At 61.3% G+C, this 16,910-nt stretch carries 12 protein-coding genes and 1 pseudogene; 3 read left to right on the forward strand and 10 right to left on the reverse strand.

Translation table 11 applies throughout. The features are described from left to right. Nucleotides 1-21 precede the first annotated feature (21 nt). A complete protein-coding gene (locus M0D66_RS34460) occupies nucleotides 22-1,305 on the forward strand; it encodes a 4-aminobutyrate--2-oxoglutarate transaminase (RefSeq protein ID WP_093634728.1) in 1,284 nt (427 codons plus the stop codon). Nucleotides 1,306-2,178: 873 nt separating this feature from the next. Continuing rightward, nucleotides 2,179-3,639: an NADP-dependent succinate-semialdehyde dehydrogenase gene (gabD, locus tag M0D66_RS34465; RefSeq protein ID WP_093634730.1), complete on the forward strand. Its 1,461-nt coding sequence runs from the start codon at nucleotides 2,179-2,181 to the stop codon at nucleotides 3,637-3,639. Between the two features lie 47 nt (nucleotides 3,640-3,686). Here the strand turns inward: gabD and M0D66_RS34470 are convergent, their stop codons facing one another. The 4 genes from M0D66_RS34470 to mdlC all read right to left on the reverse strand — a co-directional run bounded on the left by M0D66_RS34470 (nucleotide 3,687) and on the right by mdlC (nucleotide 9,787). Continuing rightward, on the reverse strand, nucleotides 3,687-4,823 hold the full coding sequence (locus M0D66_RS34470; protein WP_211707155.1) for a porin: 1,137 nt from the start codon (nucleotides 4,821-4,823) through the stop codon (nucleotides 3,687-3,689). Between the two features lie 210 nt (nucleotides 4,824-5,033). Continuing rightward, nucleotides 5,034-6,305, reverse strand: coding sequence for an MFS transporter (locus tag M0D66_RS34475; protein WP_244179368.1), 1,272 nt, complete (start codon nucleotides 6,303-6,305; stop codon nucleotides 5,034-5,036). A gap of 356 nt (nucleotides 6,306-6,661) precedes the next feature. Continuing rightward, nucleotides 6,662-8,113 carry an aldehyde dehydrogenase gene (locus M0D66_RS34480; protein WP_211707156.1) on the reverse strand — a complete coding sequence of 484 codons (1,452 nt, stop codon included), beginning with the start codon at nucleotides 8,111-8,113 and terminating at the stop codon, nucleotides 6,662-6,664. A gap of 54 nt (nucleotides 8,114-8,167) precedes the next feature. Further along, a complete protein-coding gene (gene mdlC / locus M0D66_RS34485; RefSeq protein ID WP_211707157.1) occupies nucleotides 8,168-9,787 on the reverse strand; it encodes a benzoylformate decarboxylase in 1,620 nt (539 codons plus the stop codon). Between the two features lie 102 nt (nucleotides 9,788-9,889). On the opposite strand from mdlC, the gene M0D66_RS34490 reads away from it, so the two are divergent. Then, the gene (locus M0D66_RS34490; protein WP_200620345.1) at nucleotides 9,890-10,798 is read left to right on the forward strand and encodes a LysR family transcriptional regulator; all 909 of its coding nucleotides are present in this window, start codon (nucleotides 9,890-9,892) and stop codon (nucleotides 10,796-10,798) included. 27 nt (nucleotides 10,799-10,825) lie between these two features. On the opposite strand, the gene M0D66_RS34495 is transcribed toward M0D66_RS34490, so the two are convergent. The 6 genes and pseudogenes from M0D66_RS34495 to M0D66_RS34520 form a co-directional block, all read right to left on the reverse strand. Then, nucleotides 10,826-11,458: an NAD-dependent dehydratase gene (locus M0D66_RS34495; RefSeq protein WP_200620346.1), complete on the reverse strand. Its 633-nt coding sequence runs from the start codon at nucleotides 11,456-11,458 to the stop codon at nucleotides 10,826-10,828. A 160-nt stretch (nucleotides 11,459-11,618) separates the two neighbouring features. Further along, on the reverse strand, nucleotides 11,619-12,647 hold the full coding sequence (locus M0D66_RS34500) for a class 1 fructose-bisphosphatase (protein ID WP_200652723.1): 1,029 nt from the start codon (nucleotides 12,645-12,647) through the stop codon (nucleotides 11,619-11,621). A 13-nt stretch (nucleotides 12,648-12,660) separates the two neighbouring features. After that, nucleotides 12,661-13,011 (reverse strand): annotated as a pseudogene (locus M0D66_RS34505) (class II fructose-bisphosphate aldolase); the annotation flags it as partial. An 84-nt stretch (nucleotides 13,012-13,095) separates the two neighbouring features. Continuing rightward, nucleotides 13,096-15,132, reverse strand: coding sequence for a transketolase (tkt, locus tag M0D66_RS34510; RefSeq protein ID WP_211707158.1), 2,037 nt, complete (start codon nucleotides 15,130-15,132; stop codon nucleotides 13,096-13,098). Nucleotides 15,133-15,231: 99 nt separating this feature from the next. Continuing rightward, nucleotides 15,232-15,903: a dihydroxyacetone kinase subunit DhaL gene (dhaL, locus tag M0D66_RS34515; RefSeq protein ID WP_200620348.1), complete on the reverse strand. Its 672-nt coding sequence runs from the start codon at nucleotides 15,901-15,903 to the stop codon at nucleotides 15,232-15,234. After that, on the reverse strand, nucleotides 15,900-16,907 hold the full coding sequence (locus tag M0D66_RS34520) for a dihydroxyacetone kinase subunit DhaK (RefSeq protein ID WP_211707159.1): 1,008 nt from the start codon (nucleotides 16,905-16,907) through the stop codon (nucleotides 15,900-15,902). The genes dhaL and M0D66_RS34520 overlap by 4 nt, the downstream gene beginning before the upstream one ends. Nucleotides 16,908-16,910: the final 3 nt, after the last annotated feature.

Below are 16,910 nucleotides of genomic sequence, written 5' to 3' on the forward strand. Positions count from 1 at the left end.
CGAGGAGCGAAGGAGATAACCATGAAGAATGCTGACCTGAAGAGCCGCAAAGACGCCGCCACGCCCCGTGGCGTCGGCGTGATGTGCGATTTCTACGCCGAGCGCGCGGAGAACGCTGAGCTGTGGGACGTCGAAGGCCGCCGTTTCATCGATTTCGCCGCGGGCATTGCGGTGTGCAACACCGGCCACCGTCACCCGAAGATTCTGGCCGCGATCCGCGACCAGCTCGATCATTTCACGCACACCGCGTATCAGATCGTGCCGTACGCGTCGTACGTCGAACTGGCTGAGAAGATCAACGCGCGCGCCCCGGGCGACTATCCGAAGAAGACTGCTTTCTTCACGACGGGCGCCGAAGCCGTCGAAAACGCGATCAAGATCGCGCGTGCCGCGACCGGCCGTCCGGGCGTGATCGCGTTCACCGGCGGGTTCCATGGCCGCACGATGATGGGCATGGCGCTGACCGGCAAGGTTGCGCCGTACAAGATCGGCTTTGGTCCGTTCCCGGCGGACGTGTTCCACGCCCCGTTCCCGAATCCGCTGCACGGCGTGACGACGGCCGATTCGCTGAAGGCGATCGAATTTCTGTTCAAGGCCGACATCGATCCGAAACGCGTCGCGGCGATTATTTTTGAACCGGTTCAGGGCGAAGGCGGTTTCTACCCGGCGCCGGCCGAGTTCGTGCGCGCGCTGCGCAAGCTGTGCAACGAGCATGGCATCTTGCTGATTGCCGACGAAGTGCAAACGGGTTTTGCCCGTACCGGCAAGTTGTTTGCGATGCATCACTATGACGTGGTGCCTGATCTGATGACGATGGCCAAGAGCCTGGCGGGCGGCATGCCGTTGTCGGGCGTGGTTGGGCGTGCTGATTTGATGGATGCGGCGGCGCCTGGCGGTCTGGGTGGCACGTATGCGGGTAACCCGCTGGCGGTTGCTTCCGCGCATGCTGTGCTCGATATCATCGATGAAGAGAAGCTCTGCGAGCGGGCTACGGTTCTGGGCGATCGTGTCAAGGCGAAGCTGATCGCGCTGCAGAGCGAAGTTCCGCAGATCGCCGATGTGCGTGGTCCGGGCGGGATGGTTGCTGTTGAGTTCTGCAAGGCAGGTGGCACGGAGCCGGATGCGGAGTTCACCAAGCGGGTGCAGGCTCGGGCGCTGGAGCGCGGGTTGTTGCTGCTGGTTTGTGGTGTTTATTCGAACGTTGTTCGGTTCCTGTTCCCGCTTACTATTCAAGACTCCGTTTTTGATGAGGCTATGGGGATTCTTGAAGCGGTGCTTAAGGAGAGTGTTGCTGTAGCTGTTTGATGGTTTTTTTTGCCTGCGCGGCGCGCGGGGTGTGTGGACGCGTGCCGCGTGGGCTTTGCTTTTTTTGCCTTTGTGACGCTTGTTGTTAGTGTTCTTAGGGCGTTGCCTTTCCTTGTTCTGGCTTTCGTGCCTTTCCTTGTTCTGGCTTTCGTGCCTTTCCTTGAATTGTTAGTGGTCTATTAGCGTTGCCCCTGTGCGGGGCGGCACCTACTTTTCTTTGCCGCCGCAAAGAAAAGTAGGCAAAAGAAAGCGGCTCAAACCGCTAATGCTAAGTGGGAACCGTAGTTTGCCAAGGGTAGTGGTACATCTGGAATCCGTGTTCTCGCACATTCCGCGTTAGTGACAAAGGTGTCATCAGCTCCCACTCCGCACTGCGTGCGTCGCGGACGGGTCTGCATGGGAAACCGCCGGCTTCGGTTGAGGTTTGTGGGGGCCATCGGCTTCGCCTCGGCGAGACACCGAAGCAGTAGCGGTGATACACGCAGGGCCACCGCGGCGAACATCGAGTGAGCGCGAAAACGTAGCGGGTGGTTTTATGAGCGGCTCTTCGGAGCGCGTAGCGCCGCCGGAAGTATGACGCCCTTGTCACAAGCCTAAGCAGCGGCACGAACACAGATTCCAGTCGCACCACTACCCCAGGCAAACCACGGTGCCCACTTAGCAGAGGCTTCTAGCCGCTTTCTTTTGCCTACTTTTCTTTGCGGCGGCAAAGAAAAGTAGGTGCCCCCCGCACAGGGGGAACGCTAATAGACCACTAACAAAACAAGGAAAGGCGCGAAAGCCAGAACAAGGAAAGGCCAAAGCCCCAGGAACACGGCCAAAAGCGCCGCGCAGGCAAAAACCCCACATCTAAAACCCAGGAACAAACCCAAAATGCCGACGCTAGTCCTAAAAGACCCCTCTCTCCTAAAAACAAAAGCCTACATCTCAGGCGAATGGCAATCCGCCGACGACGCCACGACGTTCGAAGTAAAAAACCCCGCCACAGGCGAAACAATCGCCACAGTGCCCCGCATGGGCACAACCGAAACCCGCCGTGCAATCGACACGGCCAACGCCGCCTGGCCAGCATGGCGAGCCACCACCGCCAAACAACGCGCCACGATCCTGCGTAAATGGCATGACCTCATGCTCGAAAACGCCGACGATCTGGCAACGATCCTCACCACCGAACAAGGCAAACCCCTCGCCGAAGCCAAAGGCGAAATCCTCTACGCCGCCTCGTTCCTGGAATGGTTCGCCGAAGAAGGCAAACGCGTCAACGGCGACACCATCCCCACGCCGGCAAACGATAAACGCATCGTCGTGACGAAAGAACCGATCGGTGTCTGCGCAGCCATCACGCCGTGGAATTTCCCGGCAGCGATGATCACGCGTAAGGTAGGCCCGGCGCTCGCCGCCGGCTGCCCGATCATCGTCAAACCGGCCGAAGCCACGCCGCTCTCCGCCCTCGCCCTAGCCGTGCTGGCCGAACGCGCCGGTGTGCCGCGCGGAGTGTTCAACGTCGTTACCGGTGAGCCGAAAGCCATCGGCGCCGAAATGACCGGTAATCCGATCGTGCGCAAATTGTCGTTCACCGGTTCGACGCCGGTCGGCCGTCTGCTGATGGCGCAGTGCGCGCCGACGGTCAAGAAAGTGTCGCTCGAACTCGGTGGCAATGCACCGTTCATCGTCTTCGAAGACGCGGATCTGGATGCGGCCGTAGCCGGCGCCATCGCGTCGAAATATCGCAATAGCGGACAGACCTGCGTCTGCACGAATCGCTTCTACGTGCACGATAAAGTCTACGACGCATTCGCCGAAAAACTGCGCGTTGCCGTCGAACAACTCAAGGTCGGCCGCGGCACCGAAGACGGCGTCACGCAAGGTCCGCTGATCAACGAAGCCGCCGTGCTCAAGGTCGAATCGCATATCGAAGACGCCCTCGCCAAAGGCGCACGCATCGTCACCGGCGGCAAGCGCCATGCGCTCGGTCATGGTTTCTTCGAGCCAACCGTGCTCGCGGATGTCACGCCGGCCATGAAAGTCGCTCGCGACGAAACCTTCGGCCCGCTCGCGCCGCTGTTCCGCTTCTCATCGGATGAAGAAGTGATCCGCCTCGCCAACGATACGGAATTCGGCCTCGCGTCGTACTTCTATAGTCGCGATATCGGCCGCGTCTGGCGTGTCGCTGAAGCGCTCGAATACGGCATGGTGGGTATCAACACCGGTCTGATTTCGAACGAAGTCGCGCCGTTCGGTGGCGTAAAGCAATCCGGTCTCGGCCGCGAAGGCTCGCACTATGGTATCGACGACTACGTCGTCATCAAGTACATGTGTGTCGGCGGTATCTAAAGCAACGAAGGCCACGTCGGATTATCTGACGTGGCCTTTTAAATCGCTCAGAACGAATGGCGAATGCCGGCCATCACGCCGAGTTGCCCGATGCCCGGCGCCGGCGTCGTGCCTCCGCCGCCCTGGCTCACCGTATAAGCGGCGTGCGGGCTATTGAACAGATACGCACCCTGCAGGTAAACCGCCGAACGCTTCGACAACAGATACGTGGTGCGTAGCGCGGCGATGGTGCCGCGAGTATCGTCTGCGCGATTGATGATGCGGTACACGCCACCGTCCAGGATGAAGGCAGGCGTCACGTTATACGCTGCCGTGACGTAGTACAGATTCGAGCGCACATCCGGCAACGCCGGGGACACCGTCTCGACGTGACGGCCAAGCCAACCCGCCCCGAGTTTTACTGGGCCGATGTGTCCGTAGCCATTCAATTGCATCCGCACGTCCTTGTCACCGGATTGTGTCAGCGCAAAAGGTGCCGTGCCGTCGTACAGATTCGCGGCCGCGCCCGGGCCGCCGCGTTGTTCGTCGTAGGCGCCCGCCACGCCGTAGCCGTTCATGTCATAACGCAGCATCGTCGACCATTCGCGGCAACTCTGCGAACTGCCTGGAATCGACCCCACACAGGTGCCCTGCCCCGGCGAATTGCCAGTACCCGCTGAATCGCGGCCGAACGAATAGGTCGCACCGAACGTAAAGCCCGAGAACGTCCCCTTATACGCAATCGTGTTGTCGCTGCGTGCGCTCGGCATGTACTGATCGAACGATCCCGTACCGCCATAAATGTCAGGGCCGAGCAGATCGGAATCGAGTATCGCCCAATAGGTCATCGTGTACTGGCGGCCGAAAGTTAACGTACCGTAGGGACTCTCGAGACCCACATAGGCTTGTCGCCCAAACATACGGCCACCCTGGTTGAGCGTGCCGGCTTTGGTGTTAAAGCCGCTTTCCAGTACGAAGACCGCGGACAACCCGCCACCCAATCCCTCCTTGCCGCGAATCCCCCAGCGCGACGGAAATTCGCCCGTGATGCCCGGCATCCGTACGACGCTATCGCCCGCAGCGTTCGCATGCGTCACGAATTCGATGCCGGTGTCGATGATCCCGTACAACGTCACGCTGCTCTGTGCGAACGACGAAGCGCTGATACCGAGCAACATACTGCCCAAAGCGAGTTTGTACTTCATTTTCTCCGAGTCTCCTGGACCAGTGCTTTGTGTGAACGCACACCAATCCGTATGCGGTCCGCACGCAGCGTTTTTATGTAGCGATACTAATGACAGACGTGACAATACCGACCGCTATGCAAGCCGTCCGATACGCCAAAGATTGACTGCTTCAGATAGCGGCGATCCGCGTGCCACACCGGATCGCCGCGATTCAGGACATTGCGTCCCTCAACCGCCCGGCTTCGGAATATGGCGTTTGACCACCATCAGCGCGACCATCACGATCACCATCGCGATTCCGAGCATCCACAGGTATGACGACGCGCCGCCAGCCGTAATCACCACCGCACCCGCAAACGCGCTGGCAATCGCGCCGAGCCGGCCGAACGCGAGCGCCGATGCGGTACCGGTTGCGCGCACACGGGTCGGATAGACATAAGCGCACAACGCAAACATCGTCGACTGCACCGCGTTGACAAACAGGCCGTGCACGCCAAGACCGAAAATCAGCAAGCCGGTGTGATCGGAGATGTTCACACCAAGCAACAGCAGCGCGCTCGCCGCGCCCCCCGCGCTGCAGAGAATCAACGGCCAGCGCGAACCGGTACGAGCGATCACCACCGCGCACAACAGCGCGCCGACCACACCGCCGAGGTTGTACGCGGTGAGTCCCGACCCCGCTACCGACACCGACAGACCCTGCGTGCTCAGCATCGTGGGCAGCCAGCTGAAGGCGCTATAGACGGCCAGCAGGCATAGGCAGAACGCGCACCAGATCGCCACCGTATCAAGCGCCAGGCCCTCGCGGAACAACGCGGTAAAGCCCGTGTGTTTTTCAACAGCCTGTTCGCGCGAGTCGGTAAACACGCAACCGCTGGCCACCGGACGCGACATCCGGCCAAGCAGGCGTTTGAGTTCCGGCCAGCGCTGCGGCTGCCGGGCGAGAAAGCGCGGCGATTCGGGCAATGTGAAGAACAGCAACACGCTGAGCGCGAGAGGCAGCACACCGCCGATCATGAACAAGCCGCGCCATCCGTACGTCGGCAGAATTTCATGCGCGAACAATCCCGCCACCATGCCGCCGAGCGGCACGCAGACGATTGTCGCGGTGACCGCCAAGGTGCGGCGGCGAGCCGGCGTGAACTCCGCGGTCATGGTCGTCGAGCTCGGCAACGCGCCACCAATGCCGAGGCCGGCGATAAAGCGCAGCACGGCAATCGTCACGATGTCGGGCGCAAAGCTGATGCCGCAAGTGGCGGCGCCGAATACCAGCACGCTACCGATCACCGCCCAGCGGCGGCCGAAGCGATCGGCGAGCAGCCCGGCGCACGCGCTGCCGATGCCCATGCCGATCAAGCCGGCCGCGACCACTGGTGCAAAAGCCGCGCGCGTGACGCCCCACTCCTTGATAAGCACCGGAATCGCAAAGCCGATCAACTGACTATCGAAGCCGTCCAGAACGATCGACAAGGCCGCGAGAAACACCACGATCTTCTGCATCGTGGTGTAAGGGCCTTCGTCGAGCGTGCGGCCGATATCGACGGCATGGCGCCCCTCCTCGACTCCCGCCTGATGGCCGGCAAGTGGCGCATTGGCCTCGCCGGTTGCCGCACTGGCCGAGCCGGCCGGCGGTACATAACTGGTCATGAAGCTGTCTCCTGGTTTGGGCGCGCGATCTGAGCGCCGCGCTTTTGAGGTCACGTTTTTTTAGTCAGTATGTGAGCGAGTGAATGACTTCCGACATTGCCGTTTCGCGCAAAAGCCATGACATGTATGCATGGCTTTCACGACACTGAGTACCGCTGCGAAGAAATTGCGCGCAGCGATACGCAGCGACTTCAACGGCACTCCACCCTTCAGAACGGGTAATGACGCGGCGTGGTCTGCACCGTAATCCAGCGCAGATCCGTAAACTCTGCGATCCCCGCCTGCCCACCGAAGCGTCCAAAGCCGCTACCCTTCACGCCGCCGAACGGCATTTGCGCTTCGTCGTGAACGGTCGGCCCGTTGACATGGCAGATGCCCGATTCGATGCGCCGCGCGACGTTCATCGCGCGCGCGATATCGCGGCTGAACACCGCCGACGAAAGCCCATACTCGTTGTCGTTCGCACAGGCCACGGCTTCGTCTTCGCCGTTGACTCGCACGATGCCCTTCACAGGTCCGAACGATTCATCGCCATAAATGCGCATGGCGGGCGTGACGTGGTCGAGCAGCGTGGCGGGCATCAACGTGCTATCCGCCTTGCCGCCGCAGACGAGCGTGGCGCCTTTGGCCAGGGCATCGTCGATCAGCGCATTGCAGCGTTGCACCGTGCTCATGTCGACGACCGATCCCAGCACCACCGGCCCTTTGCGTGGGTCGCCGAGCGGCAGACCGCGCGCTTTCTGCGCGAGCTTTGCAACAAACTGATCAGCGATCCGCTCGTCGACGACGATCCGTTCCGTCGACATGCAGATTTGCCCCGAGTTGGCGAACGCGCCGAATGCAGCGGCGTTGACGGCTGCATCGAGATCCGCGTCGTCGAGTACGATCAACGGCGCCTTCCCGCCGAGTTCCAGCACCGACGGCTTCAGATAGCGCGCACACGTGGCCGCGATGATCTTGCCCACGTGTGTGGAGCCGGTGAAATTGACACGCCGCACTTTCGGATGCGCGATCAGTGCTTCGACGACCGCGCCTGCATCGGCCGGAGCGTTGGTGACGAAGTTCACCACGCCCTTCGGCAAGCCCGCTTCCTGCAGCACTTCGATAATCAGTCCGTGCGTGCCGGGGCAGACTTCCGAACCCTTCAGCACGACTGTATTGCCACATGCGAGCGGCAACGCGATCGCACGCACGGCGAGGATCACCGGTGCGTTCCACGGCGCGATGCCCAGCACGACGCCGGCCGGCTGGCGCACGCCCATCGCGAGGCTGCCGGGCACGTCGGACGGGATCAACTCGCCACCGATCTGCGTAGTGAGCGCCGCCGCTTCCATCAATCCGCCGGCGGCGAGATGCACATTGAACCCCGCCCACATTGCCGACGCGCCAGTCTCCGCTGCCATCACCGCGGCGAACGCCTCGCTGCGCGCTTCCAGCGCATGCGCGGCCTTCATCAGCAGCGCGCGGCGCTCGCTCGGCCCCAGCGCGGACCATGCCGGAAACGCCGCTGCCGCGGCATCGGCAGCGGCTACTGCGTCGGCAACCGTCGCCGCGGGAGCACGCGTCGCGACTTCGCCGTCGAGCGGATTGCGGCGCTCGAAGGTGGCGCCGTTACTCGCTTGCACGGCTGCGCCGTTGATCAGCATCGAAATACTCTGCATCGTCCTGTCTCCTGCGGAAAGTTTTATGAATGCGGGCGCGGCGCTCGCTTAATGTCAAGCCACGACGACTTCGACCAGCATCGGTCCGGGTGACGCCAACGCGTCGCGCAGCACGTCATGCAGGCGTTCGGCGTCGGTCACGCGTATGCCCTGGCAACCCATGCCTGCAGCAAGCGCCACGAAGTCGAGCCCCGGCAGATCGGTGCCTTGCACCGGATCGCTTGGACCGAAACCGAATTCCGGCGCAAAGTCCTGCAACGCGGCATAGCGGAAATTGTTCAGGATCACGAATGTGATCGGCAGTTTCATCTGCACGGCGCTATAGATGGCCTGGATCGAATACATGCTGGAGCCGTCGCCGATCAGGCCGATCACGCGCGTGCCGGGCTTCGCCAACGCCACGCCGACAGCAGCCGGCATGCCATAACCCAGGCCGCCGCTATCCATCGTGTAGAAGGTGCCGCTGCGCGTAAACGGCAGATAGTTCTGCATCACCGGGCGCGAGCTCGGCGCCTCCTCGACCACGATGTCGTCCGCATGGCGCACCTCGGCGAGGGTCTGCAATGCGAACGCCACCGACATCAACGAAGACGGCTCTGCGCGCGGCGATACGGTGCGTAGTGCGGGCAACGGGCGCGTCCTCGGCGCGGGCCGTGTCAGCAGATCGGCCACGCCGAGGCGAATATTGCCGACCACCGCCGTGCCGGTTGGCGCCCAAGCCGCAATGGCCGGATCGTCGATCAACTGACACAGCGTTGCGCCGGCCGGCAGATGTGGGCCGTGACCTTCGACGTGATACGTGAAGGCTGGTGCGCCGATCACGAAGATCAGATCATGGCCGCCGAGCAACTCGACGATCTTCTCGCGCATGGCCGGCAAGAAACCGGCGAACAGGCGGTGGTCTTCGGGGAACGCGCAGCGGCCTGTCATCGGCGCGACGAACACGCGGGCGTTGTGGCGTTCGGCAAGACGCACGACTTCGTCCCAGCCGCCGGCGCGGTCGACAGCGCCGCCCACCACGAAAGCCGGCCGTTCACAGGCATCGAGCGACGCGCCAATCTGCGCCAGCACGAACGGCTCAGGCCGCGTCTCAGTACTGACTACGCGTGCCGGCACCGGCTCCGCGGCGCGGTCCCAATCGTCGACGGGAATCGACACCAGCACCGGCCCGCGCGGCTCCTGCATCGCCACGTGATAGGCGCGCGCGATCGCCAGCGGCACGTCTTCGGCGCGGGTCGGTTCGATGCTCCATTTGACGTACGGCTTCGGCAATTCGGTGGCTTGCGTCGACGCGAGGAACGGGTCGAACGGCAGAATCGAGCGGGCCTGCTGCCCGGCGGTAATCACGATCGGCGTGCGATTGCGGAATGCGGTGAAGATGTTGCCCATCGCATTGCCCACGCCCGCGGCGGAATGCAGATTGACGAACGAAGCGTTGCGGGTGGCCTGCGCGTAACCGTCGGCCATGCCGACCACGACGGCTTCCTGCAAACCCAGCACGTAACGGAAATCTTGCGGGAAATCGCGGAACAACGGCAATTCCGTCGACCCCGGATTGGCGAACACCGAAGTCATGCCGAGGCGCCGCATGAGATCGATGACGGCGTGGCGCACGGTGAACGATGCGTGTTGAGAAGATCCCGATGCGTCTGAACGGGGCGCGTTGCTGGTCATCCATGTCTCCTAGTGATAAGCGCCGTTTCTTGAAGGCTCATTATCGGAAGCTCGAGGTTGATTGAAAATTGCCTTTTTTGAGAAAAGGCATTACTTTTGCGCATGACTTTCAATCTTCAGCAATTGCACGCGTTTGCAACCATCGTCGCGAGCGGCAGCCTGGGCCGTGCCGCGGAAGTGCTGCACGTCACGCAGCCCGCGCTGAGCCGCACCATCAAGCGGCTCGAAGATCAGGTCGGCGCACCGCTGTTCGAACGGCACTCGAAGGGTATGCAGCTTACTGCGATCGGCAGCGCGCTGCTGCCTCACGCCACGCTGCTGCAGCGCGAAGCCGATCACGCCCGCGAGGAAATCGACGCGATGCGCGGCCTCGCGAAAGGGACGATTCGCGTCGGCGCGGTGGCGAGCATCGCGACGCTCGTGCTGCCGCTCGCGGTAAGCGGCGTGCTCGCACGCTGGCCGAATCTGCGTGTCGAGATCACGGAGGGGGTATGGGACCGGCTTGCTGACAGCCTGATGAAACACGAGATCGATCTCGCGCTCAGCATGGCGGTGCCGGACACGGATGAGATTACGGCGATTGCCGATTGCAGATGGGAAGACACGAGCTATGTGGTCGCCGCGCTCGATCATCCGCTACGAAACAAAACGGATTTGTCGCTTGCCGACACACTCGATCAGCAGTGGTGCGTGCCGCCTCGTGGGACGGGTCCGTTCGAGCATATGCAGCACGTGTTTGCCGAGCATGGGCTCGGCATGCCGCAGATTGCCGTCGAGACGCGCTCGATCACCGTGCTGAAAAGCCTGGTGACGCGTGCGGGATTTCTAAGCTGGATGGCGACGCCGATGTACGACACCGAAAGCGCGGCTGGCGTGTTCGATACGCTGCCGATTCCGGGTCTCGTCGCGCGCCGTACGTTGACGGCGTTTCGACGCCGTCAGGGGATTTTGCCGAGTCCGGCAGTGAAGCTGTTGGAGCAACTCAGGCAGTTGACTGCAGCCGGGCGGTGAAGGAGATACGAATCCGCCGGGGCGGCCTCATACGAGATCCCTTGAAGTCACCATACGCGCCTCCGCTTTGCCTGCGACGACCGAATCGACCAGTACATCGGCGATATTCGCTGCAGGATTGACACGAAGCCCCCGCGGCAGGAGCGGGCGAAGGAACTTCGCAACGGGCAGCACCATTCGCTCTGCGAGCCGGAACTCCTGGCGCTCGCCGCCAATCATGCCGGGACGCACGATCGTGACGGATTCAAACCCGATCTTCTGAATATCTCTTTCAAGCTCACCTTTGGTGCGGCAATAAAACAGCGGGATGGATAGCGAAGCACCAGGCGAGGAAACCAGAGCAAGCGCCTGCGCACCCTTCCGAAAAACCCTCTTCGAGAAGGCAATCGGCAACGCATAGTCGACATGGCGAAACGCAGCCTTCGATCCCGCTTTTCCGATAGTCGTTCCCATTGCGCAGATCACTGCATCCACCTCCCAGGCATCCGCATCCGGCAACAACAGACTGAGCTCTGGTGCAACCGGGTTAGCCAGCTTGGGATGAGGGGAAAGGCCGCAACGCGTCGGGGCGATGACTTGCGCAATACTGCTATCGCCCAACGCTCGTTCGAGTGCAGCTTTTCCCACAACGCCCGTCGCGCCCAGAATCAGAATTTTCATGGATTTCTCGTTACCGTATGCCACATGCTTGTGGCGCAGCTTATCTCGCCGGTAACTGGCCGAGAACCCCAATCGTGGTGCGTTCAGTTTTCACCAGGAGTGAGAAATACCGATCGGTTGGATATCGCTGAGGCGTTCCAGAAGCGCGTATCGAGCTGAATCAAGCGGCCTCGTCGTGGTATCGAAGCAGGCGTTCCACTTCGAGCCTTGACCCGAGAATAACGGGCACGCGCTGATGGACATGGTCCGGCTGGACTTCCATGATCGGGGTCTCGCCGGTCGTGCTCATGCCGCCCGCCTGTTCGATAATGAACGACATGGGATTGGCCTCATAGGTCAGGCGCAGCCTCCCAGCAAGCTGAGGATTTTTTTTGTCCCGTGGATAAAGGAAAACGCCTCCACGCAGCAGGATTCGATGCACTTCCGCGACCATGGATGCTATCCACCGCATGTTGAAGTTCGTCTGTCGCGGCCCCGACGCGCCCGCGACACACTCACGGACATAGCGGCGCACAGGCTCTTCCCAGTAGCGCTCGTTGGACATGTTGATCGCGAATTCGCGGGTATTTTCCGGAATCTTGAGCTGTGGATGGGTCAGCACGAACGATGCCGATTCGCCATCGAACGTGAACCCGTCAACACCGTGCCCGGTAGTCAGCACGAACATCGTCGTCGCACCATAGATCGCATATCCCGCGCAGACCTGCTTCACGCCCGGCTGCAGAAAATGACTCTCGTCTACTACTGCGCCAGACGCAGGCGTGGCCAGCACGGAAAAGATACTTCCGACAATGCCGTTGATCTCAAGATTGGAAGACCCGTCGAGCGGATCGAACAGCAGCAGATACGCGGGGGTATCCGTGGAATGCTCATGCCCGGTCACCTGAACCGACTCAAGCTCTTCCGACGCGAGTCCGCGGAGACAGCCAACCGACTCGACCGCGCCGATCATGATGTCGTTCGACACGACGTCGAGCTTCTTTTGCGCCTCTCCATGAACGTTCTCGGAATGGGCATTGCCGGATGCGCCGACGAAGACGCCTCGCTCGACAGCCGTTGCGATGGATGAACACGCATCGGCAACGGCTTCGATCAGCGTGATCAGTGCCGTTGGGATTCTCTCCTCATGTGCTGCGTTCGCGAGAAACGAGGACAGCGTAATGTGCTTAGTGCGTGCTATGTGGGTCATGTTCGGTCCGCTTGGAAGCAACAGTCTGGCGATCGGTTGGAATCGACGGACCAGGGGATGCTCCGTCGACGTGCATGTTCGTGTCAGCGCAATCCATTACACGCGATGCCCCATGGTCCTGATGCATCACGACCGGGATGTCGGGATAAGTCTCGATCGCCGCAACGACCAGGTGACGCAGAAACGCTTCGCCTGCGTATTTCCGCGCGCCGGCGGATGCCTGCATGATGACCGGACTATCGCATTCAGCAGCCGCCTGCATGATCGCCTGAACCTGCTCGAGGTTATTGACGTTGAATGCCGGCACGCCATACGCGTGCTCCGCCGCGTGGTCCAGCAACTGCCGCAATGAAATCAGCGCCATGTCATGTCCATCAGGTAATGTCGCCGTGCGGCGAACGTCGTTAATCAGGCTGGGTGAATCGGCAGGCTCAGCGACTCAAGGCAGCTAATCGACGATCCCAGGTTCCATCTCGAGCGTGCGACCCACCGCGTCCACGATCGCGTCCACCGTAATACCGAACTTTTCGTACAACGTCTCGGCCGGCGCCGACTCGCCGAAATGCGACAACCCGATCACGGCGCCGCTCAAGCCGACGTACTTCCGCCAGAAATCTCCCGCCGCCGCTTCAATCGCGACGCGCCGGATCTTTGGCGGCAGAACGGAAAGCCTGTATGCAAGCGGTTGGCCATCAAAGGTTGTGGTCGACGGCATCGATACGACCCGCGCGGCAATGCCTTGCTCGGCGAGCGCTGTTTGCGCCTTCAGTGCGAGTTCCACTTCGGAACCCGTCGCAATCAGAACGATGTCTGGTTTTCCGCCCGTGGCCTCGGACAACACATAACCGCCTTGCCGGATGTGTGCTTTCGCCCGCGCGCTGCGGGAAAGCGGCGGCAGATTCTGGCGAGAAAGCAGCAGCGCGGTCGGCGCGTCAGTTGTCTCCAGTGCTGCGGCCCATGCAAATGCCGTTTCGACTGCGTCCGCCGGCCGCCATACGCTCATCCCCGGAATCTGGCGCAGCATCGCCGCGTGCTCGACCGGCTGATGGGTAGGCCCATCCTCGCCGAGACCAATCGAATCATGCGTGAAGACGTAGATACATTGCAGGTGCATCAACGCCGCCATACGAAGCGCATTCTTCGCGTAGTCGGAGAACACCAGGAAGGTCCCGCCATACGGCAGAAAACCGCCATGGAGCGCAACGCCGTTCATGATCGCGACCATGCCGAACTCGCGAACGCCGTAGTGAATATAGTTTCCAGGTCCGTTCGTGCTACCGGGCATGACCGCACGGGAAGCCGGCACTATGGTGAGATTCGACGGTGCGAGGTCCGCCGAGCCGCCCAGAAGTTCTGGCAATCCGCCGACCAGCTGCTCAAGGCATCTCTGCGATGCCTTGCGAGTCGCCATCTTCTGCTCGAACCAGTCGCTGCCCTCCAGCAGGGTTTCGATCACGTCAGAGACTCGCTCGCGGCGACTGCCGTGCATGCGGGATTCGAAGTAGCCGGCTTTTTCCGGGAAGTGAGTTCGATAGGCTTCAAACAGCGTGCGCCAGGCTATGTTGCTCTCACGGCCCGCTGCGCGCGCATCCCACGCATCACGAATCGATTCGGGAACGTCGAATGGCGCGTGACGCCAGCCAAGATGCTCCCGCGTGGCCGCGATTTCAGCGGCGCCGAGCGGAGCGCCATGCACGTCGTGCGTGCCGGCCCGATTCGGCGAACCGTGTCCGATCACTGTCTTGCAGCAGATCAAGGTCGGCCGGTCACGTTCCGCACGCCCTGCCTCGATCGCCTGCTCGATTGAGAGCGGATCATGTCCGTCGACACCTTCGACGACATGCCAGCCATACGCACGGAAGCGCATCGGGGTCTGGTCGGTGAACCAGCCCTCCACATGGCCATCGATCGAAATGCCGTTGTCGTCATAAAACGCGATCAGTTTGCCGAGATGCCATGTGCCGGCAAGTGAGCAAACCTCGTGCGAGACGCCTTCCATGAGGCAGCCGTCACCAAGAAACACATACGTGTGGTGATCGACAATATCGAATCCCGGCTCGTTGAATTCAGCGGCCAACAGCCGTTCAGCTAGCGCCATGCCGACGGCATTGGCAAGACCCTGCCCCAACGGGCCCGTGGTCGTCTCGACCCCTGGCGTCAGACCGCGTTCCGGGTGCCCCGGTGTGATCGACTGCCACTTGCGGAATCCCTTTAGATCGTCGATCGACAGGCCGTAGCCGCTCAAATGCAGCACGGCATAGAGCAGCATCGAGCCGTGACCGTTTGACAGCACGAAGCGATCCCGGTTAACCCAATCCGGAACCGCGGGATCGTGCTTCAGGTACTTGCGCCACAGTACTTCGGCAATATCCGCCATTCCCATCGGCATGCCGGGATGTCCAGAATTCGCGGCCTGAACGGCGTCGATAGCCAGAAACCGCACTGCGTTGGCAAGGTCTGTCCGGGTCGGGTTAGTATGAGACATGAATCATCGCTATTTCGTATGACTAAGTTAATATATTGAAGCCTCGCCCGTTTTTATCGGCGAGGCTCCGGTATCCAGTCTTCGGGTACGGTTACGACGTCAGGCAGCGCGCGCTGTCGCGCTATCCAGCAGATGCGTAAGCGATTCGCCCATGCTGCGCAGGATCAGGAAGCAGGAACATGCACCGGCGTCCAGGACGCCAATTGAACGGTCCCCTAGCCGGGCTGCGCGTCCAATACGGGCGCGCAGCTCGCGCGTCGAATTCATTCCGGCTTCCGCGGCAATCACCATGGCATCGATACACGCCCGGAAGTTCTTGCCCTCTTCCAACGCCGCCCCATACGCCACCCGCGCAGGAACAAGCGTATCGATCAGCGTCTTGTCGCCGACCTTCGCATCGCCGATCTCCTGGACAGAATCGATACCGGCAACGAGCGCCCGATAGAAAAGGGATTTGTCGAGCTCGGTGTGGTCCGCAAACGTGTCGCTCATGCTGAGAAAGAAAGTCCCGTAGAGCGGCCCCATCGAGCCACCGATCCCGTCCATGAGTGCCGAGGACAGATCGCCCAGGGCTACCGTGAGTGACGGTAGTGCTCCGCGTGCTGCAAGATGTTCCCCACACTGCGTGAAGCCCTTGCTCATGTTGATACCATGATCGCCGTCGCCAATCGCACCGTCGACTTCGCTCAGGTACTGCCGATTCGCATTGATGGTTCGAACGAGATCGACAACCACTCCACCAGCGCCGGCCAATTTAACGGTTTCAGTCATCGTGCGTCTCCTACATTGAATCCGATGCTTTGACATGGATGCGCGAGGCACGCGCTCAGTTCGTCATCGAGTTTCGTCAACGTCAGCGTGACCCCCATCATTTCCAGGGACGTGAAAAGATTGCCGACGAACGAGAACTGGATATCGATTCCCGCTTCGCGCAGATAATCGGCGACCTCGCCATACAGGATGTATTGCTCCATCACCGGCGTCGCGCCGAGACCGGACAACAGCACTGACACCTTGTCGCCTCTGGCAAACGGCAGATCCGGCAACAGCCTGTCGAGCATCAGCCTCGCCATGTCTCTCGCGGGAACGGTGGGCTGAACCAGAATACCGGGTTCACCATGATGGCCAATGCCGACTTCCATTTCGCCATCCTTGATGACGAAGTTGGCCTTACCGACCGCAGGAATCGTACAGGCGGACAGGCCGACGCCGATCGAGCGGGTCGAATCCACCGCTTTGCGCGCACTGGTAATCACTTCCTCGAGCGTGGCGCCCTGAGCGGCTCGCGCGCCGCCAACCTTCCACATCACGATTTCACCGGCAACGCCGCGCCGTTTTTCGATCTCGTCTTTCGGCGCCGACGCAGCATCGTCGTTTGCAACGACCGTGCGCACGCGAATACCTTCGCGCTCGGCCAGCTTGATTGCCATCTTTACGTTCATATTGTCGCCTGCGTAGTTGCCGTAAAGGCACGCTACGCCCTCGCCGCTATCGGCCGCCTTGAAAGCCTCAAAGAATGATTTCGCAGTCGGCGAGGAAAAGATTTCGCCGATAGCCACGGCGTCCACCAGATTACGCCCGACATAGCCGATGAAAGCCGGTTCGTGCCCCGATCCCCCTCCAGTCACAATACCCACACGGCCATTCTGACGAGCGTGTGTATGCGATACAACGCGAGGATTCTCCGGCGCGGCGCGCAGCTCCGGGTGTGCCGCGAGGATGCCGCGGAGCATGTCCTCGACAACGAGATCAGGATTGTTAATGACGCGATTCATACC

This window comes from Paraburkholderia sp. SECH2, assembly GCF_030464795.1.
Taxonomy (GTDB): Bacteria; Pseudomonadota; Gammaproteobacteria; order Burkholderiales; family Burkholderiaceae; genus Paraburkholderia; species Paraburkholderia aspalathi.

What these genes read in the sequence shown, in the direction of transcription:
- tkt (WP_211707158.1), bottom strand. Translation starts at nt 15,132, where the DNA reads ATGTCTCATACTAACCCGACCCGGACAGACCTTGCCAACGCAGTGCGG.
- M0D66_RS34490 (WP_200620345.1), top strand. Translation starts at nt 9,890, where the DNA reads ATGACTTTCAATCTTCAGCAATTGCACGCGTTTGCAACCATCGTCGCG.
- M0D66_RS34460 (WP_093634728.1), top strand. Translation starts at nt 22, where the DNA reads ATGAAGAATGCTGACCTGAAGAGCCGCAAAGACGCCGCCACGCCCCGT.
- M0D66_RS34480 (WP_211707156.1), bottom strand. Translation starts at nt 8,113, where the DNA reads ATGCAGAGTATTTCGATGCTGATCAACGGCGCAGCCGTGCAAGCGAGT.
- gabD (WP_093634730.1), top strand. Translation starts at nt 2,179, where the DNA reads ATGCCGACGCTAGTCCTAAAAGACCCCTCTCTCCTAAAAACAAAAGCC.
- mdlC (WP_211707157.1), bottom strand. Translation starts at nt 9,787, where the DNA reads ATGACCAGCAACGCGCCCCGTTCAGACGCATCGGGATCTTCTCAACAC.
- M0D66_RS34475 (WP_244179368.1), bottom strand. Translation starts at nt 6,305, where the DNA reads ATGCAGAAGATCGTGGTGTTTCTCGCGGCCTTGTCGATCGTTCTGGAC.
- M0D66_RS34500 (WP_200652723.1), bottom strand. Translation starts at nt 12,647, where the DNA reads ATGACCCACATAGCACGCACTAAGCACATTACGCTGTCCTCGTTTCTC.
- M0D66_RS34470 (WP_211707155.1), bottom strand. Translation starts at nt 4,823, where the DNA reads ATGAAGTACAAACTCGCTTTGGGCAGTATGTTGCTCGGTATCAGCGCT.
- M0D66_RS34495 (WP_200620346.1), bottom strand. Translation starts at nt 11,458, where the DNA reads ATGAAAATTCTGATTCTGGGCGCGACGGGCGTTGTGGGAAAAGCTGCA.
- M0D66_RS34520 (WP_211707159.1), bottom strand. Translation starts at nt 16,907, where the DNA reads ATGAATCGCGTCATTAACAATCCTGATCTCGTTGTCGAGGACATGCTC.
- dhaL (WP_200620348.1), bottom strand. Translation starts at nt 15,903, where the DNA reads ATGACTGAAACCGTTAAATTGGCCGGCGCTGGTGGAGTGGTTGTCGAT.